Here is a 19,748-nt window from a genome sequence, read left to right on the forward strand (position 1 = left end):
TACAAAATTATATAAAAAAACACCTTAAAAAAGGTGTTTTAATTAATATTTCAAATGGTGTTTTAGAATTGATATCTAACTCCAAGGCCAAGGTCGAAATTCATATTGTTATTATCGTAATCGCTACTACCTAATCCTAGTTCAGGCCTTACATCTAATGATAGCAGTAAAGGAAAATCGAAATTGTATTCAATACCCACAGTTCCTGTTAAAATAACAAAACCATCTCTATGGTTGTTATAATATTTGTTGTAACGGTATGTAGCAAAACCAATTCCTGGTCCTGTGTACCAATTAAAGCCTCCATCAATGTTCCAAATCCATTCGTAAAGTCCAATTAGTTTTGTACCGTCATAATTTTTGCCATCGGTCCATCCAAAATTGAATTCTAACCTGTTGTTTTCCATTATTGCACGTTGGTAGGAAATGGAGGCTCCAAAACCGTCGCTATCACCAAGTCTTAGTCCTATGGCATTTTTAGATATTTCCTGTGCATGTACAAATGTTGTAAAGCCTAAAAAGGCAATTGCTATAATTAATACTCTTTTCATAATACGATTTTATTTTTAATTGAAATTAATAATTTTGTTTCGTAATAAGTCATAAACTAATCTTAAATTTATGGCTATCATATTAACTAAAAATTTCAGAAATTATTGCAAGCAGATACGTTTTTTAAAGATTTGAAAAAGCAGCTAGATGGCGACTTACAGTACGATGAGTTAACTAAAGCTATCTATGCTACTGATGCTTCGGTATATAGGAAATTGCCTGAGGCTGTTGTGTATCCGAAAACGGTCGAGGATATAAAAAAACTTGTTCTATTTGCTAAAAAAAATAAAACTTCATTAATTCCTAGAACGGCAGGAACTTCACTCGCGGGTCAGTGTGTTGGAAATGGTATTGTGGTAGATGTTTCTAAATATTTTTCTAATATATTGCATCTTGACAAAAAGAATAAAACAGTTAGGGTTCAACCGGGAGTGGTTCGAGATGAGCTTAATAATTATCTAAAACCCTTTGGATTATTTTTTGGTCCAAATACTTCTACTTCCAACCGTTGTATGATTGGTGGAATGGTTGGGAATAATTCCTCTGGAACTACTTCAATTCAATATGGAGTTACAAGGGATAAGGTTTTAGAGCTAAAAACCATTTTAAGTGACGGTTCAGAGGTTGTTTTTGGTAAGATTTCTAAAAGCGATTTTCATGAGAAAACAAAGTTAAATACTTTAGAGGGATCTATTTATAAAGCTATTTATTCAGAATTGGCTTCTGAAGTTGTTCAAAATGAAATTCTTGAACAATTTCCAAAACCAGAAATCCATAGAAGAAACACAGGTTATGCTATAGACGAGTTAGTAAAAACAGAAGTGTTTTCTGATGGTTTCGAGTCTTTTAATATGTGTAAATTACTTTCTGGAAGTGAAGGCACCCTTGCCTTTACCACTGAAATTACATTGTGTTTAGACGTGCTTCCGCCAAAAGAAAGTATTATGGTGGCAGCTCATTTTAAATCCATTCAAGATTGTTTAAATGCCGTAGAAGTAGTTATGCAGCATAATTTGCATTCGTGTGAAATGATGGATAAAACCATTTTGGATTTAACAAAACACAATAAGACTCAACAAGAAAATAGACAGTTTATCGAGGGAGATCCTGAAGCTATTTTAATGTGTGAAATTAAAGGTGAAACCATTGAAGAAATCCAATCTAATGCCGTAAAACTAATTAGTGATATTGATAGTTTGAATTTAAGTTACGCCAATCCAATATTGAAAGGAGAAGAAATTGATAAAGCAGTTGAATTGCGTAAAGCTGGATTAGGTTTACTGGGAAATATGATTGGCGACAAAAAAACAGCAGCATGTATAGAGGATACGGCTGTAGCATTAAATGATTTAGCTAATTATATAAGTGAATTTACTCAGTTAATGGCTGGCTATAACCAAAAAGCAGTTTATTACGCTCACGCAGGAGCAGGAGAATTGCACTTGCGGCCAATTTTAAATTTGAAGAAAAAAGAGGATGTGGTTTTATTTCGAAAAATAACCACAGAGGTAGCACATTTAGTTAAGAAATATAAAGGATCCATGAGTGGTGAACATGGAGATGGGATTGTAAGGGCAGAATTTATACCCTTAATGATAGGTGAAGCTAATTACCAAATTTTAAAGCGAATTAAAAATGCATTCGATCCTGAAAATATTTTTAATCCTGGAAAAATAGTAGATGCATTTCCAATGGATAAAAATTTACGTTATGTTCCTAATAGAAAAGAACCTGAAATTAAAACATTTTTAGACTTTTCCGAATCTTTAGGAATTCTGCGAGAAGCTGAAAAATGCAATGGCTCGGGAGATTGTAGGAAACTTCCTGAATTCGGGGGAACCATGTGTCCTAGTTATCGCGCTACTAGAAGTGAAAAAGACACCACCAGAGCAAGAGCAAATGCTTTAAGAGAGTTTTTAACCAATTCTGAAAAAGCAAATAAATTTAATCATAGGGAATTAAAAGAGGTATTTGATTTGTGTTTAAGTTGTAAAGCCTGTGCCAGCGAATGTCCAAGTAGTGTGGATGTAGCAACTTTAAAAGCAGAGTTCTTATATCAATATCAACAGGTAAATGGGGTGTCTTTACGAACCAAATTATTCGCTTATAATAATAGGTTGAATGAGTTTGGAAGTAAGGTTCCATGGTTAACGAACTTTGTGTTTTCAAATAGACTTACTTCTTCATTATTGAAAAATTCTTTGGGAATATCCTTAAATCGAAGTTTGCCTTTGATTTCAACTAAAAGTTTAAATAATGTATATAAAGAATTTGCAATTCAACATGATATAAAAAAATACATTAAGGAAGTTTATCTGTTTAATGATGAATTCACAAATCATTTAGATACGCAGATAGGAGTAGATGCTTTGATTTTATTAAGAGCCTTAAATTACAAAGTTCGTATCATAAACCATGCGGAATCCGGACGTGCTTTTTTGTCTAAGGGTTTATTAAATCAGGCAAAAAAAGTAGCTAATAAAAACATAGATTTATTTAAGGATCTACTAAGTTCTGAAAAGCCATTAATAGGAATTGAACCTTCGGCTATTTTAACTTTTAAAGATGAATATTTAAAGTTGGCAGATGATAAAACGTCTGCTGAACATGTAGCAAAACATTGTTTTTTAATTGAAGAATTTCTTCAGAATGAAATAAATTTAGGAAACATAACAGCTGAGCAGTTTACAAAGGAGGTTAAAACCATTAAATTTCATGGTCATTGCCATCAAAAAGCAATGAGTAATCAAAAAACTAGTTTCGATATTTTGAATTTACCTAGAAATTATAAAGTAACTATAATTCCAAGTGGTTGCTGTGGTATGGCGGGGAGTTTTGGTTATGAAAAAGAGCATTATGAGGTAAGTATGCAAATTGGAGAACAGACTTTATTTCCTGCAATAAGAAGAGCAGATGAGGCTACCATTATTTCAGCAAATGGAACTAGTTGTAGGCATCAAATTATGGATGGAACACAAAAAGTTGCCAAACATCCCATTACAATCCTTAAAGAAGCACTCTTATAATTTTTGTTTCTGTAATATAAAATATATTTTAGCGTACTTGATAAAAAACTAACAATTATTCCCAACTAAATGGCAGGAAATACCTTCGGAAAAATATTTAAATTAACCACTTTTGGCGAATCTCATGGGGTTGCCATTGGAGGGACTATCGATGGTTGTCCACCTGGATTACACTTAGATCTTAACGCTATCCAAAACGAGCTAAATAGAAGAAAACCAGGGCAGTCAGAAATTGTTACACAACGTAAAGAACCCGACACTGTTGAGTTTTTATCCGGAATTTTTGAAGGAGTAACTACAGGAACTCCAATTGGTTTTGTTATTAAAAACACCAATCAAAAACCTAAAGATTATTCTCATATAAAAGACGTGTATCGTCCAAGTCACGCTGATTACACTTATGACAATAAGTACGGGATACGCGATTATAGAGGAGGAGGTAGAAGTTCGGCACGTGAAACAGCATGTAGAGTAGTTGCAGGAGCAATAGCTAAACAATTTTTACAGGGTATTAAAATCAATGCTTATACCTCGTCAGTAGGTGATATTTTTCTTGAAAAACCATATCAGGCTTTAGATTTTTCAACTACAGAATCCAATGTAGTACGTTGTCCAGACACTGAGACCGCTAAAAAAATGATTGCACAAATCAAGGAAATTAAAAAACAAGGTGATACTATTGGTGGTACCGTTACTTGTGTACTTCAAAACGTTCCTATTGGACTTGGAGAGCCAGTATTTGACAAGCTCCATGCAGAACTTGGTAAAGCCATGCTATCTATAAACGCTGTAAAAGGTTTTGAGTATGGTAGCGGATTTTGTGGTGCAAAAATGAAAGGTAGCGAACATAACGACTTGTTTAATGCTGATGGAACAACTAAAACTAATCTTTCTGGAGGTATTCAAGGTGGAATTAGTAATGGTATGGATATTTATTTTAGAGTGGCATTTAAACCGGTAGCCACTATAATTCAAAAACAAAAAACTTTGGATAGTTCGGGAAATATTGTTGAAATGCAGGGTAAAGGCAGACATGATCCATGCGTGGTTCCTAGAGCCATTCCAATTGTAGAAGCTATGGCGGCTTTAGTATTAGCAGATTTCTACTTGATGAATAAAATATATAAATAATTAAATAGACAAATATTTCCGTTTAGGAAGATTTTCGACGGACGAATTAGCTTATGAAAAAACTAGCATTACACTGGAAAATAATTATAGGAATGGTTCTCGGTATCATTTGGGCTTTATTGTCTAGCTCGATGGGATGGAGTTCTTTTACTATTAATTGGATTGATCCTTTTGGAACAATATTCATTAATTTATTGAAGCTCATTGCTGTTCCGTTAGTGCTATTTTCTATTATAAGTGGAGTTGCCAATATTGGTGATCCTGCTGCTTTAGGTAGAATGGGTGGGAAAACTTTAGGAATTTACCTTTTAACTACCGTTATGGCTATTTCACTAGGGCTAGTGTTGGTTAATACGTTTAAACCAGGAGAATTAATTGATGAACAAAGTCGTATAGATAATAGAATTAGTTATGAAATTTGGGCTAGTTCACAAGGTTACCAATTGAAGGATGGGATAAATTATCTGCAAAACCCGGAGTTTTTCGAACGTGCTCAAGAAATTTCAAAATTATCCAACACTCAACTTAAAGAAGCAGCTGTTTCAGATAAATTGGAAACAGTTAAAAGTAGAAAAGAATCTACACCACTACAGCCTTTAGTTGATATAGTTCCAAGCAATTTTTTCCATTCCTTATCAAATAATGGGTTAATGCTTCAAATCATCTTCTTTGCTGTATTTTTTGGAGTTTGTTTGTTGTTCATTCCATCAGATAAAGCAAAGCCAGTATTGGTTTTTGTAGAGGGAATTAACGAAGTATTTCTGAAAATGGTTGATTTAGTGATGCAAGCTGCTCCGTTTTTTGTTTTCGCTTTGTTAGCAGGAGTGGTAAGTAAAATGGCCGGAGACGATATAGGAAAAGTAGTTGAAATTTTTAAAGGCTTAAGTTGGTATTCATTAACCGTGTTAACAGGTTTGTTGTTGATGATTTTTGTAATTTACCCGGTAATCTTAAAGGCTTTTGTGAAAAAAATCCCATACAAAGGATTCTTTAAGGCTATGAGTCCTGCACAGACTTTAGCTTTTTCTACTTCTAGTAGTGCTGCAACCCTTCCTGTAACTATGGAATGTGTAGAGCAAAACCTAGGAGTTAATAAAAAGATAAGTAGTTTTGTTTTGCCCATTGGAGCAACAGTAAACATGGACGGAACAAGTATGTATCAGGCAATTGCTGTGGTTTTTCTAGCGCAACTGCACATGATAGACTTAACTTTAGGTCAGCAATTAACAGTTGTTTTAACAGCAACCTTGGCGTCTATAGGGTCTGCGGCAGTTCCTAGTGCAGGATTGGTCATGCTTATTATTGTGTTGGATTCTGTTGGATTAAATCCAGCTTGGATTGCTATAATTTTTCCAGTAGATAGAATTCTAGATATGTTTAGAACAGTTGTAAACGTAACCGGAGACGCAACAGTATGTACTATTATTGCAGATGGTGAAAATATGCTAGACTATGAAAATCCAGAAAACCCAACAGAAACCTTTGATTTAAAATCCTAAGCCTTTTATAATCAATTAACAAAATAAGAGATGAATTCCCATTTAACTTTAGATTCTCCTTTAGTTTCTGTGTCATGGCTTAAAGAACATTTAAGTCACCCAAATCTTGTGGTTCTTAATGCAACTATTCCTAAAGTTACTGGAAATGACACTAATTTAAAAGCAATTCAGATTCCTTCAGCAAGATTTTTTGATTTAAAAAATAAATTCAGCGATGTTTCAGCACCTTTTCCTAGCACATTTCCATCTGAAGAACAATTTACTAGGGAGGCACAAAACTTAGGAATTAACCAAAATAGTACAATTGTAGTTTACGACGAAAAGGGAATTTATTCAAGTCCTAGAGCTTGGTGGTTGTTTAGGGCTTTTGGCTTTGAAAATATTGCTGTATTAGACGGGGGTTTTCCTGCTTGGGAGAAGGTTGGATTTGAAACAGAAATAAAAGGTGATCAAAAGTTGGAAAAAGGAAATTTTGAGGCTAAACTTCAACCAGTAGCCATGAAATTTTATAAGGATATCCAAAATGAATCCCAAGATAAGAGCCACTTGATAATTGATGCTCGTTCAGAGAATCGATTTAATTGCTTAGAAGGGGAGCCAAGAGAAGGATTGCGAAGTGGAACCATTCCAAACTCGGTTAATCTTCCTTTTGAAAATTTAATAAATGAACAAGGATTATTTAAATCTGAAGCAGAACTGAAAGATTTGTTTAAGCTTTTAGCAAAAAAAGAACAAGCTATAACTTTTTCTTGTGGATCAGGTATTACAGCTTGTGTTTTGGCATTAGGAGCAGAACTTGCAGGGTACAAAAACCTCTCGGTTTATGATGGCTCTTGGACGGAATGGGGTAGTCTTACTGCTGAATAATACGTGCTAACACGTAGAGGTAGCATGTTTTTGTGATGATTATTATAAACTAACAATTCAAAAACAAATTAACTATCAAATAGTTATGTGATATTATGGTGATTTGTATATGATTTACTATTAAAACAAATAATTCCAACACTTCATCGAGTATTTATCTGACTTTCATAAAACTTAACTAAATTTATACTTACAAAATTAATGTGCTATTAATTTAAGCTAAGATTTTTCTAAGTTTTTATTTGTTTTTGGTTAGTTGTTAAGTTTTAAAAAAAGGTCTTGAACGTATTCAAGACCTTTTTTGTTTTAACCAATTATTGAATATGGGCAGCTCGTCGTCTGTGAATACGATGTCTTAAAGCTGGTATATTAAAAATTACAATGGATATAAATATGAGTATATAACTTAAAGCTTTTAGTGTACTAACTTCTTCATTGAAATAAAAAACAGCCAAAAAGAAATTAATAATTGGATTTAAATATATAAACACTCCAACAACAGAAGAAGGTAAACCTTTAAGTGCATAAATATTTAAAAACATTGGAATAATAGTAAATACAACTGCTATTAAAATAATCATTCCATAGAAAAATGGAGTTTTAACGGTGCTGAATTCATAAGTCATGAAAAACGGAAACAATAAAATTACGGCAAAAAACAGCTGTGCTGTAAGTACTATAAATCGATCTAATTCTTGGTTTTTTCTCTGTAAAACAAGATAAATAGCATAACTAAAAGCAATTATCATACTATAAAACAAATCCATAAAGTTTCCTATGGAAAGTAATAGACAGCCAATTAAACTTAATATCACCGAGAACCATTGTAATTTAAATAGTTTCTCTTTTAAAATTATATAAGCCAAAACCATGGTTAAAATAGGGCAAATAAGGTAAGCTAATGAAGTAGCACTTACACTTACATTGTTCATTACATAAATATAAATGTACCAATTGAGAGCTAAAAATAGGCCACTTAACATGTTTATTCCCAATATTCTATACCGGGTACTTTTTGAAAAAGACAAAAATAGGTCTTTGTTCTTTTTTAACATTTTTGGCCTAAGAAACAATGAAATAACCATCATGATTGAAGCAGACAATACTGATCGATAGCTTAAGATATCAAAAGCCGGAAAATCGTCAAGGGATTTTAAGACTACACTAAAAAAACCCCAAATGGTAAAAGCTGAAATTACAGCAACGTAATATTTAGTAACATTCATTTGAACGATTTTAAAATAATTTGCAAATGTATCTTATTAAATATTTTTAAGCTTGTTAAAAAGTGTTATTATTTCCGTGTAATGTTTAATTAAATACTTTCCTTACTTTAAATAATATAAAAAAGCCTTGAACGTGTTTCAAGGCTTTTGATTTAATTCATACACTAAAGATTATAATCTTTATTTTTTATTTAGATTTTTCACTACTTTTTTGGAATGCTCTTGTGCGTTTTTAATAATATTTTGAGAATCTTCAATTTGAGATGTCACCACAGCAACTAATTGCTTTTCTTCAGGTTGATCCAAATCGTAAATTACTGTTTCAACAATAAAACTTTTAATTTTAGTTGTGGTAAAGCTACTTGGTACATAAACTCCATAAGTAGAATAAGACAAAGGATGTGAATAATAGTTATAAAAACCTTTGTAATACGAAGGGTAATAATTAGGGAGCGCATTAGATTCTGAAGAAAAACCCTCATCAGTTGAGGATTTGGTGTTTTCTCTCTCGTCTTTCACAACAGTTACCAACATACCGTTATAACCTTCATTACCTATGAATGATTTAAAATCTTCTAATTTTTCTTTTGATAACTTTTCGTCGGGTAATAGATTAGGGAATTTACTAAAGCTTTCTATGGCTTTTATTCCGTTCGCTCTCATCTGGTTAGCCATTTCTTGTTCAAAAGCAATTCTAGCCTGTTTGTTTTGGGTTCTAGCAATAACCAAAACATTGTTGTCCTTAATGGAGTAGGCTGTTTCAGAATGCCAAGAATCTATAACTTTAATACTTGAGCAACTTGATATGATAATTAATAAAGTAAGGGCAAAAGTTAATTTTATTGAATTTTTCATAGAAAGTATTTAAAATAAAGAGAGTTATTAAGGATAGAGGGGTGGTTAATAAGTATTGTTCACAGCTATTCCATATCTAAATGAAACTGTTGAGAATTTTGATTAGTTTTTGGTGGTTTGTAGTCTATTTGTATCCCTTTAGAGGGAGTATTTAATCTTATTTCAAATTCAAATGATAATTAGAGCTCATATCATTCATATATGCTCCGGTTTAATCTGAATTAGTCTAAATTTACAAATAAATTTGGCCCTATTGTAAGAATTTAGCCTTTATTTTTTCAGTTGGAATCATGCAGTCGTTTCGTTTGCCGTACCACTTATATCTGTTTTTAGCTATGTAGTTATAAACCCTATCTCGGATAAAAACTGGGACTATTAAGAATACAGCTAATAAGTTATTTGGGAATTTGAGTTTACTCGCAATTTTTAAGGCAGCTGAGGATTTGAAATATAATTTATGATGGCTGGTATATAAAATTATAGAATCTGTTTTGGAGGTATCTATATTATGTTTTTCTAATATTTTTTTACCAGTTTCACTTTGTAAGGGAGCAAATAAAAACAAATTGTCTTTATCATTTTTTATAACATATTGAACACTGGAATTGCAGAGATTGCAAATTCCATCAAAAAGGATTAATTGTTTATTTTCTGCTAAATCGAGCATATTATTTTGAAGCTTCAACAAGTTCTAACTGATCCAAACTTACATTGGTTGTAAAGATACCATAATTTACTATAGCCTTATTCTTTTCTATGCTGTCAATGCTTCCAACAGCACGACCATCTTCCATGCGTACTCGGTCTCCAACTTTTAAGATTGGCTTAGGAGTAGGAGGTTTGAGAGCCTCTTTTTTCTTGGCTTCTTTTTTCTTTTTTCTAATTACTTCAACCTTTTTCTCTGCCTCCTGTTTTACTTGTTTTTCTTTAGCTTTTTCTACTTTTTTCTGTTTAGCAGTTACTTTTTTACGCTTGGAATTTTCTACTTGAACTACTTTAAAAAGCTCGTCCATAAGTTGGCGCTTTTTACCATTATCAAAATATTTTTCTGATAGATCGTTTAGTTTTTGTCCTAGGTAGATAAGTCGTTGATTACTATCGTATAATTCTTGATAGCTTTCTAATTTTTTCTGAATTTTCGCGTTGATTTCTTCTAGTTTCTCTGCTTCAGTTTGTTTTTTACGTTCATTTACTTTTAGAGACTGCTCTGTTTTTTCAAGCTTTGAACGCTCTTTTTGTAATTTCGCTATTGTTTGGTCAAAACGAACCTTTCCTTTTTCTATTTTCTTTTTGGCTCTATTAATTAATCCAAAAGGAATTCCATTTTTTTGCGCAACTTCAAAGGTAAAAGAACTTCCTGCTTGTCCTAAGGCCAATTTATAAATGGGTTCGAGGGATTTTTCATCGAACATCATATTGGCATTTTGCATGTACGGTAATTCGTTTGCCAAAATTTTTAGATTGGAGTAGTGGGTTGTAATAATTCCAAAAGCTTCTCTATGGTAAAATTCTTCTAAAAATGTTTCAGCTAGCGCGCCGCCCAATTCAGGATCACTACCGGTACCAAATTCATCTATAAGAAACAAGGTGTTTTTATTACATTTCTTTAAGAAGTAATTCATTTGCTTTAACCTATAGCTGTAGGTGCTTAATTGGTTTTCTATAGATTGGTTGTCACCAATATCCGTAATAATTCGGTCGAATAAAAACACTTTACTACGTTCGTGTACAGGGATAAGCAAACCACTTTGCAGCATAAGTTGTAATAAGCCAACTGTTTTTAAGGTGATGCTTTTTCCACCAGCATTAGGGCCTGAAATTACAATTATCCTGTTTTCTTGATTAAGTTCTATAGTTTGAGGATATGTTTTTGCTTTCTTTTTAAGATAACTTAAGTATAACAAAGGATGGTAAGCATCTCTTAGAAATAACTCTTTTTCTTCACTAATTTGTGGTAATACAGCGTTTAAGGATTTGGCATATTTGGCTTTAGCAGAAATAACATCTAATTCTGTTAAAAATTCCTGATACTGCTTTAATAGCTCAGAATATGGACGAATAAAATCGGTTAAACTCTTTAAAATTCTTATTACTTCTTCACTTTCTTCATATTCCAGATTGTTCAGCTCTCGGGTGTGTTGTAAGGTGGTTTCTGGTTCAATGTAAACGATACTTCCTGTTTTGCTGCCTCCCATTATAGAGCCTTTCACTTTACGTCGGTACATGGCTTTTACTGCTAAGACACGTTTGTTATCGACTACAGATTCTCGAATATCATCTAAGTAATCTAGTTGGTGATAATTATTTAAAGCTGTTGTAAAACTTTGATTTATTTTACCCTTCAGCTTGTTTATTTCTTGTCTTAGTTCAGAAAGTAGTGGCGAGGCAGCGTCTTTTACATCGCCAAACCTATCAATAATCGCATCTATTGCAGTAATAAGCACTTTAGTGACTTCAATTTCTGAAGCAAACTCATATAGTTTCGGATAATAGTCCTCGAACTTTTTCAGGAAAGTAATAATCTCATTTGAAGTCAATGAAATTGCTACAATTTTTTTCAAACTATGCGCTTCTAAATAGGTGTTTTCTATTCTTAAAAGCTTTAGTTCGTTTGCTATAGTTTCAAAACCATGATTCGGAATCCTATTGTCGTTATAAAATGAAGCTAAAAATTCATTCGTTAGTGTTAAGGAAGTTAATACGGTCTCTTTAGTTTTAAGAGGTTCAATTTTTAATGCATGTTCATGTCCTAAAGCGGTGATACATTGTTCACTAACTTGCTGTAGCACTGTTGAAAATTCTAAGTCTTGAAGAGTTTTATTATGAATATGTATCATGGCATTTTACTTCGAAAAAACACTGGTTTATTATGAGTTTTAGAAGGGTGTAAATTTAAACATTATGTTTTAAACAAAAGGACAAGCAAACATAATTGATAAAGAAATATTATTAAATTTGAAATAATTAAATAAAAAATATGAACCTAAATAAAATCTGTTATTTACTTTTTATCTGCTTAGCTTTAGTGGGTTGTAAAAATAAATATGATAAATACACAGAGAAACCGGATTATATAATTAATCCACCAAGCGAATTAAAATCTTATTTTGATGCATATGATGCAACTTTAGCCGTTTGGGATGTTTCTTTAAAGGAATTATATATTCCAACGACCTATGGCATTGCGCATGTAATTGTAAGTGGTCCAAGTTCTGGTGAGCCTTTAGTTTTATTGCATGGAATGAATGCTAGTTCAACTATGTGGTATCCAAATATTAAAGCGCTTAGTAAAAAATACCAGGTATTTGCAATCGATTTCATTTTAGAGCCAGGAAAATCAAAGAAAACAAGAGAATTTGAAAGTGTAGAGGAAATTTCTGCATGGTATCAAGAAATTATTTCTAAACTAGAGTTGAAATCCTATCATTTAATTGGTGCTTCACGAGGAGGTTGGCTAGCCGTTAATTTTGCCTTACAGAATCAAGAAAACATAAAAAGCATGGTTTTATTAAGTCCTGCGCAAACCTTTATTTGGATTCGACCAAGTGTGGATTTACTCAAAAATATAATCACTGTGTTTTCATCTAAAGAAAAACAAGTTGAGCAAACATTAGAGTCTATGTCTAGTAATATGGCTGGAATTAATAAAAAATATATCAATCAATACATAATTGGAAAGGATCAAGAGAGTGACAATAAGTTTATATTAGATATGATGCCATTTTCTAAAGTAGATTTTAAATCTCTTAAAATGCCTGTTTTAGTATTAATTGGTGATGATGATGTAATTAATAACGATAAAACCTTGAGAATAGCAAAAGAGAATATTGCACATAGTCAGGCTGAAGCGATAAAAAACGCCGGTCACTTCCTGTCTGTTGATCAGGCAGAAGTAGTTAATACTAAAATCCTAGAGTTTTTAAAAAACTCTAAAAATTAACTGAGTCAACGAAGTTCTAATTACAAATAAACTTGAATGGTTAGAACTACCATGGTTAAGATAGTTAATAATACTACTAATGGAATAACAAATTTCAACCATTTATCATAACCAACTTTCACTATGGCTAATGAAGCTAAAATAAGTCCAGTTGGATTTATGAATGCGAATAATCCCATTCCATATTGATAGCAATTAACGATTATTTCTCTTCCAAAGCCTACTGTATCAGCTAGAGGAGACATAATTGGCATGGTTAATACGGCCATTCCAGATGAACTTGGAATGAAGAATGATAAACCACCATATATAAATAACATTACATTTGCGAATACACCTTTATTCATCCCTTCTGTAAAATTACTTGAGTGAAATAATAATGTGTCGCTTATAAAACCATCTTCCATTAATACAGAAACACCTCTGGCTATTCCGATAATAATAGCAACTCCTAATAAATCTCCAGCTCCTTTTACAAAAGTTTCTACAAAGTTTGCTTCCTGTATTCTTCCAATAAAACCAATAAGTATGGCACCCACAAGAAATACGGTGGTCATTTCTAAAAACCACCATTCTAATTGGGATACTCCATAAATCATAACCACAAAACACATGGCAAACACAAATAAGATAGTACGTAAACGTGTTGTTAATACCACTGTAGCATTTGTTGAACTACCAAATAGTGCCTCAATTTGTTCTTTCTGACTGTAAATAATAGATTTTGAAGGGTCTTTTTTTACTTTGTTTGCATAAATCAAAATGTAGATAATACAAATAAGTGTTCCTAAAACAAACATGATTATTCTTCCTGTTAAACCAGTAGTCCAGTTAATTCCCGCAGCATCAGATGCAATAATTACACTAAAAGGATTTACCGTAGAACACATGGTTCCAATGGAGGATCCAATGTAAATAGCTCCTAAGGGCACGATGGCATCGTATTTTGCTGCTAAAAACATAGGAATTAAAATAGGGTAGAAGGCTATAGTTTCTTCAGCTAGGCCAAAGGTTGTTCCTCCTAAAGCCACTAAAATGGTTACCAAAATAATAAGGACGTATTCATGACCTTTTAAGGCTTTAGCTAACCAAGCAATACCCGCATCAAAAGCTCCGGTAAAATTCATAATTCCTATTAGACCACCAATAATTAATACAAGAAAGATAATATCTGCAGCTTCAATAATTCCTTTTACAGGCGATTTAAAAAACGCTAAAGCACCTTGTGGTCTGGCCTCAACTTCTTGATATGTATTAGGAATGGAAATTGGTTTCCAAATATCTCCACTTGTAAATTTTTCTAAAGGAATTTTTATATGTAAATCTTCTAAGGTTTTCTGATTGGCCTCTAGAGTTATAGTACTTTCCAGATTACTTCTTGTAAAAGTATTTGTTTCTTTATTATATGATAAGGAGTCGTATTTCCCAGCAGGAATAATCCATGTTAAAAGTGCCACAGCTGCAGCAATTAGCAATAAAATAGTTTGTGCTGTTGGAAATTTAATATTTTTCAATTGCTTATTGTTTTTATTTGAATTCAGATAGTATTATTTTCGTTTCCACTTAATAGCGAAGATATAAAATGACTGCAAATATCGATAAAAGTTGGTTAGCTTTTTTAAATAAAGAATTTAATGCTGCATATTTTAAGAGCTTAGAAAGCTTTTTAGCTAAGGAATATAGTACTCAGTTTTGTTTTCCTCCACAAGAAGAAATATTTAATGCGTTTAATTACTGTCATTTATCTCAACTGAAGGTCGTTATTATTGGGCAAGATCCTTATCACGGAGAAGGGCAGGCTAATGGGTTGTGTTTTTCGGTTCATGATGGAATAGCGCATCCACCTTCACTAAGAAATATTTTTAAAGAATTGGAACAGGATTTAGGAACTTCATATCCTGAAAGTGGCGATTTATCTAAATGGGCAAAACAAGGAGTGTTTTTATTAAACGCAACTTTAACGGTAAGAAAGGGTGAAGCGGGGAGTCATCAAAATCAAGGATGGGAACAATTTACAGATGCTGTTATTCGGGTTATTAGTGAAGAAAAGGAATCTGTTGTTTTTTTACTTTGGGGAGGTTTTGCTAGGAAAAAAGCTAAATTAATCGATAAAAAGAAGCATATTATTTTAGAGTCTGGTCATCCATCACCTCTTAGTGCTAATCGAGGTTATTGGTTTGGAAACAAGCATTTTAGTAAAACTAACTCCCTGTTGGAGCAAGTTGGGTTGGAGCCGATTGTTTGGTAGTTTGTGCTTGAATAACTCTAGCCGATTTTTCTTCCATTTTATCAATTCGTTTTGTTTTTTTATTGCAACTAAAAAATAGTAATAAAAAATTTATTGCAACCAAGGATAGTAAAATAATAATAATAGTAGAAAGCATAAGCATTTTTTTTAATATGACTCGCGTCAAATCTAAGGTTTTTGTGTTTAATAATTAAATTTTTCTTAACATTTTATTAATAATTAAAGTTTTTAACATTCTGACTTTTAGTTTGTCTTGTATAATTTTAAGAAATATTTATGTTAAAAACAAATATTAAACTTCTGCCACCAAGTCTTTATACTTCATCGCTTTTGAAATAATATTAGTGCTTATTAATTGATTTTGCACATTCGATACTGTTTCCTCATCTAAGAGGCTTTGAGACCATTCTGTTAATGACAACCACTCTTGTACATCCTCAATTTTTTGGTCATACCTTTCTGCAATTACTTTATCGATATCTGGAATAGTTTTAAATCCAAGTGTCATTTTATTTATGATATCAAGAATCACCTTAATCTCATCTTTATATAATTCTAAAGCGTTGTTACTAGCTGCAATTACAAAACATGGCCAAGGAGTTGGACAATTTCCAATGCGTCTAAAAATTCCTTGGTCGACTAAAGGTTTCGTCATGAATTTTTCCCACATAAAATAATCGGCTTTTCCTTGTGTTAAGCCTTCAACGGCTCCATCAAGGTCCTTAATTACTTCAAAATTCAAATCAGAGTCCAAGTCCCAATTATTGTTTTTTGCTTGGATATACGCCATTAAATGCGAACCCGACCCATAACGACTTATGGCTGCCTTTGTACCTTTTAGTTGTTCAATATTATGGTATTTGGAATTTTCTGCTACATGAATTCCCCAAATTAAAGGTGTTTGTACAAAAGTTTGAATGATTTTGCTAGGGTTGCCGTCAACAATGTCTTTAATAATACCTTCGGTTAGGATAACAGACAAGTCTATATCTCCTTTTCTTAAAGATTTAGCCATGGCTCCAGTTCCGCTAGGGTAGTCTTTCCATCTTAAATTAATCCCTGCTTTTTTAAAGAGACCTTGTTTTAATGCTAAATACCAAGCTAAATTAAAATGCTCGGGAACACCTCCAATATGAATTGTTTTCATCTAAATAGTTTGATTTATATTCCTAAATTAGGATTTAAAAATTATTACACCAGTTTGTTTAAGGTGTAGATTATTAGTTTTTCAACTACTGCTTTTGGGTCTTTGCTAAATTGTCCAGTAGCTCTGTTGGCAATAATAGCATTTAAGGAAAGTGCGTTATGTCCTAGTAATTTTGATAGGCCGTAAATTGCTGAAGTTTCCATTTCTAGGTTGGTTATTTTTAAACCCTCGTAATTAAAACTATCCATTTTTTTGTTGAGAGTAGGGTCTTGGAGAGCTAATCTTAAAACGCGTCCTTGAGCCCCATAAAAACCACCAGCCGTTGCTGTAAAACCTTTATGTATTTGGTTGCTGTCAAATTTTTCTTCTAGGGATTTACTGTTGCTAATAACAATAGGTCTTGCTTTATTAACGCTCCAATTGGTGTGCAGTATAAAAGCATTTTCTATATCCGGATGAACAATCTCTTCTATGTTGTAAAAGTGAAGCATCCCATTTATGTCTAAAGCATGTGTACTCATTAAAAAAGCGTCAACCGGAATTTCTTTTTGTAGCGAGCCTGAGGTTCCAACTCTAACGAAGTTCAGAATAGCATGGGCATCTTTTGGTTTTCTTGTTTCAAAATCGATATTCGCTAAGGCGTCTAATTCGTTTAGTACAATATCTATATTGTCTGGTCCAATACCTGTAGAAATAACAGTTAAACGTTTCCCTTTATAATAACCAGTTTGGGTTTTAAATTCACGTTTTTGAGTTGAAAACTCGATACGATCAAAATGCTGGGTAATTTTCTCGACGCGATCTTGATCTCCAACTAGAATGATATCGTGTGCTATGTTTTCTGGTTTTAAATTTAGGTGGTACACGCTACCATCTGCATTTAAAATTAGTTCTGAATCTTTAATTGACATTTAATGATGTTTTTATTAATTTATTTGATTCGCTACAAAATGAAAAATCTAAACGATTAACTCCTCCATATACTAGGTTGTTATTTATTTCCCTAGAAAAATTGTAGCTTCCTATCAAGGCATCGTAGCCTTTTCTATTCAATGTAATTTCATTGTCTTCTTCTGTATAGAAGATTCTGAGTAAATGAATAAGTCTTTGTATTTGTATGTCGGAATAGCCATAGTATCCTTGATAATTCATTATATATCCCATGAGCTGATTTTTAGACCTAATGTTTTTTTCTTTTATTAAGGTTAAAATGTTTTCTTCCAAAACCCCTAATCCTGTTTTTAAATTAGGAAATCGTTCTAAATGGGCTTTTAAACAGTTACTCAAATATTTAAACGATGATTTTTGAGTAATATAAGGTTTAAATAAATTGTGATCTTTACCACAATAAATACGCCACAAGGAAATGGCTAATTCTTTATCGTCTTCCGTTAGTTTTACTTTGTTTTTATAATGATCCAAAAGTTGGTTTTCCGTTAATTCAGGTAAAGCTTTTAAATTTGCTTCACCTTTAATTCGGCCACTACATACTAAATAGAGTGGGAGGTTTGCTTTTTTTTTATTTAACAAACTAATAACAGCCAAGAGATTTATGTGACAAAACAAATCGTATTCAAACCAAAGTACTATTTCTTGGTAGGAATCTAGATTGTTGAGGATATGTAATTCTTCTTTATAGCTAGACTCATTGACTTCGATTTGATAAAATTTATTTAAGAACTCTTTTCGCTTAATTAAAAACTCATCGGTATCAATTTCACTTGTTGTAGGTCCTTCGCAAAGCATTTCCTGCCATGTAAGAATGTTACCAGCTACATCGAGTTCTTTTAGGTAATTTGTTAAAACTCCTCCATTTGTAATATGTAACGTTTTGAGATTCATTATCCCCCGACACGCTTCACTTGAAAACCTTTATCCTTTAGAATTTCCATTATTTTATCTCTAAAGTCTCCTTGAATAATAATTTTTTCATCTTTAAAACTTCCTCCAACACTTAAAGTGGTTTTAATTTCTTTAGCTAAGGCCTTAAAATCTTCTACAGCTCCGGTATACCCATCAATAATGGTAATGGGTTTGCCTTTGCGTTTTTCGTATTTACAAAGTAATGGTTCGTCTTGAATCCACAAATCAGAGACTTTGTCATGATTATCTTCTGAAGCAGGATCTGGTGTATGGTCTGGGAAGAGGTTTTTTAATTGATCTTTTAAATCCATTGGGTTTATTTGTAATTATGAGAATTAGTCTCTAAGAAGTTTATAAAAACAACTTAGAGACTGATTTTAAAACCTTATTTTTTTATAAGACCTAATTCTATTAGCCTTTCATTTAAGAATTCTCCCGCAGTAATATCTTCGAATTGTTTTGGGTTATTCTCATCGATACAACCTTCTAAAACATTTAATTTCATATCGCTAACAGGATGCATGAAAAATGGAATAGAGTAGCGAGAGGTTCCCCAAAGTTCTCTAGGTGGATTTATCACTCGATGAATGGTTGATTTCAATTTGTTATTTGTGTGTCTAGATAACATGTCGCCCACATTAATCATTAATTCGTCTGGTTCAGCAATAGCATCTAACCATTCTCCTTTATGATTTTGAACCTGTAAACCTCTACCTTGAGCTCCCATTAACAAAGTAATTAGGTTAATGTCTCCATGAGCAGCGGCACGAACTGCATTTTTAGGTTCATTTATAATAGGAGGGTAGTGTATTGGTCTTAAAATACTATTTCCGTTATGAATGTAGTTATCAAAATAAGTTTCTTCTAAGCCTAAATGTAAAGCTAAAGCGCGTAATACGTATTTAGCTGTTTTTTCTAACATTTTATAGGTTTCTTTTCCAACCTTATTGAATTCTGGAAGTTCTTCAACCTCTACGTTTCTCGGGTATTCAGCTTCAAGTTTTGGGTTGTTTTCCACATACTGTCCAAAATGCCAGAATTCCTTTAAATCTCCTTCTTTTTTTCCTTTAGCACTTTCTTTACCAAATGAAATATAACCTCGTTGACCACCAATACCTTCAATTTCATATTTACGTTTGGTTTCAACCGGTAGAGAAAAGAATTTCTTTACTTCACTATAAAGATTATCTACTAAGGTGTCGTCTAAAAAATGACCTTTTAGGGCAACAAACCCTATTTCTTCGTACGCTTTTCCTATTTCATCTACAAACTTTTGTTTCCTTACAGGATCGCCGGAGGTAAAATCGTTTAAATTTACGCTTGGTATATTATTCATAAGTGATTATTTTATTTTGAGTGTCTTACAAATGTACGAAAACATTATAAAGTTTTAC

General features: G+C 32.5%; 17 protein-coding genes. 6 read left to right on the forward strand and 11 right to left on the reverse strand.

Annotation, left to right across the window (positions count from 1 at the left end; genetic code table 11):
* Positions 1 to 62 precede the first annotated feature (62 nt).
* Positions 63 to 551: a hypothetical protein gene (locus VKY41_RS06515; protein WP_500813631.1), complete on the reverse strand. Its 489-nt coding sequence runs from the start codon at positions 549 to 551 to the stop codon at positions 63 to 65.
* Between the two features lie 132 nt (positions 552 to 683).
* Here VKY41_RS06515 and VKY41_RS06520 point away from each other — a divergent pair, with 132 nt between their 5' ends.
* From VKY41_RS06520 to VKY41_RS06535, 4 genes are all read left to right on the forward strand, one after another.
* Positions 684 to 3,578, forward strand: a complete 2,895-nt coding sequence (locus VKY41_RS06520) for an FAD-binding and (Fe-S)-binding domain-containing protein (protein WP_500813632.1) — start codon at positions 684 to 686, stop codon at positions 3,576 to 3,578.
* A 69-nt stretch (positions 3,579 to 3,647) separates the two neighbouring features.
* Entirely contained in the window at positions 3,648 to 4,709 is a 1,062-nt protein-coding gene (aroC, locus tag VKY41_RS06525; RefSeq protein ID WP_500813633.1) for a chorismate synthase, read from the forward strand.
* 53 nt (positions 4,710 to 4,762) lie between these two features.
* Positions 4,763 to 6,208 (forward strand): dicarboxylate/amino acid:cation symporter, encoded by a 1,446-nt coding sequence (locus VKY41_RS06530; protein ID WP_500813634.1) that lies wholly within the window; start codon positions 4,763 to 4,765, stop codon positions 6,206 to 6,208.
* A gap of 30 nt (positions 6,209 to 6,238) precedes the next feature.
* Positions 6,239 to 7,075, forward strand: a complete 837-nt coding sequence (locus VKY41_RS06535; RefSeq protein WP_500813635.1) for a sulfurtransferase — start codon at positions 6,239 to 6,241, stop codon at positions 7,073 to 7,075.
* A 314-nt stretch (positions 7,076 to 7,389) separates the two neighbouring features.
* Here the strand turns inward: VKY41_RS06535 and VKY41_RS06540 are convergent, their stop codons facing one another.
* The 4 genes from VKY41_RS06540 to VKY41_RS06555 all read right to left on the reverse strand — a co-directional run bounded on the left by VKY41_RS06540 (position 7,390) and on the right by VKY41_RS06555 (position 11,993).
* Positions 7,390 to 8,301: an EamA family transporter gene (locus tag VKY41_RS06540; RefSeq protein ID WP_500813636.1), complete on the reverse strand. Its 912-nt coding sequence runs from the start codon at positions 8,299 to 8,301 to the stop codon at positions 7,390 to 7,392.
* A gap of 180 nt (positions 8,302 to 8,481) precedes the next feature.
* Entirely contained in the window at positions 8,482 to 9,156 is a 675-nt protein-coding gene (locus VKY41_RS06545; protein WP_500813637.1) for a hypothetical protein, read from the reverse strand.
* 250 nt (positions 9,157 to 9,406) lie between these two features.
* The gene (locus VKY41_RS06550; RefSeq protein ID WP_500813638.1) at positions 9,407 to 9,823 is read right to left on the reverse strand and encodes a thiol-disulfide oxidoreductase DCC family protein; all 417 of its coding nucleotides are present in this window, start codon (positions 9,821 to 9,823) and stop codon (positions 9,407 to 9,409) included.
* Position 9,824: 1 nt separating this feature from the next.
* Positions 9,825 to 11,993: an endonuclease MutS2 gene (locus VKY41_RS06555; RefSeq protein ID WP_500813639.1), complete on the reverse strand. Its 2,169-nt coding sequence runs from the start codon at positions 11,991 to 11,993 to the stop codon at positions 9,825 to 9,827.
* 140 nt (positions 11,994 to 12,133) lie between these two features.
* Here VKY41_RS06555 and VKY41_RS06560 point away from each other — a divergent pair, with 140 nt between their 5' ends.
* Positions 12,134 to 13,096, forward strand: a complete 963-nt coding sequence (locus tag VKY41_RS06560) for an alpha/beta fold hydrolase (RefSeq protein WP_500813640.1) — start codon at positions 12,134 to 12,136, stop codon at positions 13,094 to 13,096.
* Positions 13,097 to 13,116: 20 nt separating this feature from the next.
* Here the strand turns inward: VKY41_RS06560 and VKY41_RS06565 are convergent, their stop codons facing one another.
* Positions 13,117 to 14,610 (reverse strand): YfcC family protein, encoded by a 1,494-nt coding sequence (locus VKY41_RS06565; RefSeq protein WP_500813641.1) that lies wholly within the window; start codon positions 14,608 to 14,610, stop codon positions 13,117 to 13,119.
* Positions 14,611 to 14,678: 68 nt separating this feature from the next.
* Here VKY41_RS06565 and VKY41_RS06570 point away from each other — a divergent pair, with 68 nt between their 5' ends.
* The gene (locus VKY41_RS06570; protein ID WP_500813642.1) at positions 14,679 to 15,344 is read left to right on the forward strand and encodes a uracil-DNA glycosylase; all 666 of its coding nucleotides are present in this window, start codon (positions 14,679 to 14,681) and stop codon (positions 15,342 to 15,344) included.
* Between the two features lie 292 nt (positions 15,345 to 15,636).
* On the opposite strand, the gene VKY41_RS06575 is transcribed toward VKY41_RS06570, so the two are convergent.
* The 5 genes from VKY41_RS06575 to VKY41_RS06595 form a co-directional block, all read right to left on the reverse strand.
* On the reverse strand, positions 15,637 to 16,491 hold the full coding sequence (locus tag VKY41_RS06575) for a substrate-binding domain-containing protein (protein WP_500813643.1): 855 nt from the start codon (positions 16,489 to 16,491) through the stop codon (positions 15,637 to 15,639).
* A gap of 44 nt (positions 16,492 to 16,535) precedes the next feature.
* Positions 16,536 to 17,402, reverse strand: a complete 867-nt coding sequence (locus tag VKY41_RS06580; protein WP_500813644.1) for a nucleoside phosphorylase — start codon at positions 17,400 to 17,402, stop codon at positions 16,536 to 16,538.
* Positions 17,392 to 18,333, reverse strand: a complete 942-nt coding sequence (locus VKY41_RS06585) for a DUF1835 domain-containing protein (protein WP_500813645.1) — start codon at positions 18,331 to 18,333, stop codon at positions 17,392 to 17,394. The genes VKY41_RS06580 and VKY41_RS06585 overlap by 11 nt, the downstream gene beginning before the upstream one ends.
* Positions 18,333 to 18,665: a translation initiation factor gene (locus VKY41_RS06590; protein ID WP_500813646.1), complete on the reverse strand. Its 333-nt coding sequence runs from the start codon at positions 18,663 to 18,665 to the stop codon at positions 18,333 to 18,335. The genes VKY41_RS06585 and VKY41_RS06590 overlap by 1 nt, the downstream gene beginning before the upstream one ends.
* 74 nt (positions 18,666 to 18,739) lie before the next feature.
* The gene (locus tag VKY41_RS06595; RefSeq protein ID WP_500813647.1) at positions 18,740 to 19,690 is read right to left on the reverse strand and encodes an isopenicillin N synthase family dioxygenase; all 951 of its coding nucleotides are present in this window, start codon (positions 19,688 to 19,690) and stop codon (positions 18,740 to 18,742) included.
* Between the last annotated feature and the right edge of the window lie 58 nt (positions 19,691 to 19,748).

The organism is Xanthomarina sp. (genome assembly GCF_035306605.1).
In the GTDB taxonomy this organism is placed as follows: domain Bacteria; phylum Bacteroidota; class Bacteroidia; order Flavobacteriales; family Flavobacteriaceae; genus Xanthomarina.

Excerpts from the sequence above, each read along its gene's own strand:
- VKY41_RS06555 (WP_500813639.1), bottom strand. The coding sequence starts at position 11,993 with ATGATACATATTCATAATAAAACTCTTCAAGACTTAGAATTTTCAACA.
- VKY41_RS06535 (WP_500813635.1), top strand. The coding sequence starts at position 6,239 with ATGAATTCCCATTTAACTTTAGATTCTCCTTTAGTTTCTGTGTCATGG.
- VKY41_RS06530 (WP_500813634.1), top strand. The coding sequence starts at position 4,763 with ATGAAAAAACTAGCATTACACTGGAAAATAATTATAGGAATGGTTCTC.
- VKY41_RS06580 (WP_500813644.1), bottom strand. The coding sequence starts at position 17,402 with ATGTCAATTAAAGATTCAGAACTAATTTTAAATGCAGATGGTAGCGTG.
- VKY41_RS06550 (WP_500813638.1), bottom strand. The coding sequence starts at position 9,823 with ATGCTCGATTTAGCAGAAAATAAACAATTAATCCTTTTTGATGGAATT.
- VKY41_RS06540 (WP_500813636.1), bottom strand. The coding sequence starts at position 8,301 with ATGAATGTTACTAAATATTACGTTGCTGTAATTTCAGCTTTTACCATT.
- VKY41_RS06575 (WP_500813643.1), bottom strand. The coding sequence starts at position 16,491 with ATGAAAACAATTCATATTGGAGGTGTTCCCGAGCATTTTAATTTAGCT.
- VKY41_RS06585 (WP_500813645.1), bottom strand. The coding sequence starts at position 18,333 with ATGAATCTCAAAACGTTACATATTACAAATGGAGGAGTTTTAACAAAT.
- VKY41_RS06595 (WP_500813647.1), bottom strand. The coding sequence starts at position 19,690 with ATGAATAATATACCAAGCGTAAATTTAAACGATTTTACCTCCGGCGAT.
- VKY41_RS06570 (WP_500813642.1), top strand. The coding sequence starts at position 14,679 with ATGACTGCAAATATCGATAAAAGTTGGTTAGCTTTTTTAAATAAAGAA.
- aroC (WP_500813633.1), top strand. The coding sequence starts at position 3,648 with ATGGCAGGAAATACCTTCGGAAAAATATTTAAATTAACCACTTTTGGC.
- VKY41_RS06590 (WP_500813646.1), bottom strand. The coding sequence starts at position 18,665 with ATGGATTTAAAAGATCAATTAAAAAACCTCTTCCCAGACCATACACCA.
- VKY41_RS06560 (WP_500813640.1), top strand. The coding sequence starts at position 12,134 with ATGAACCTAAATAAAATCTGTTATTTACTTTTTATCTGCTTAGCTTTA.
- VKY41_RS06515 (WP_500813631.1), bottom strand. The coding sequence starts at position 551 with ATGAAAAGAGTATTAATTATAGCAATTGCCTTTTTAGGCTTTACAACA.
- VKY41_RS06545 (WP_500813637.1), bottom strand. The coding sequence starts at position 9,156 with ATGAAAAATTCAATAAAATTAACTTTTGCCCTTACTTTATTAATTATC.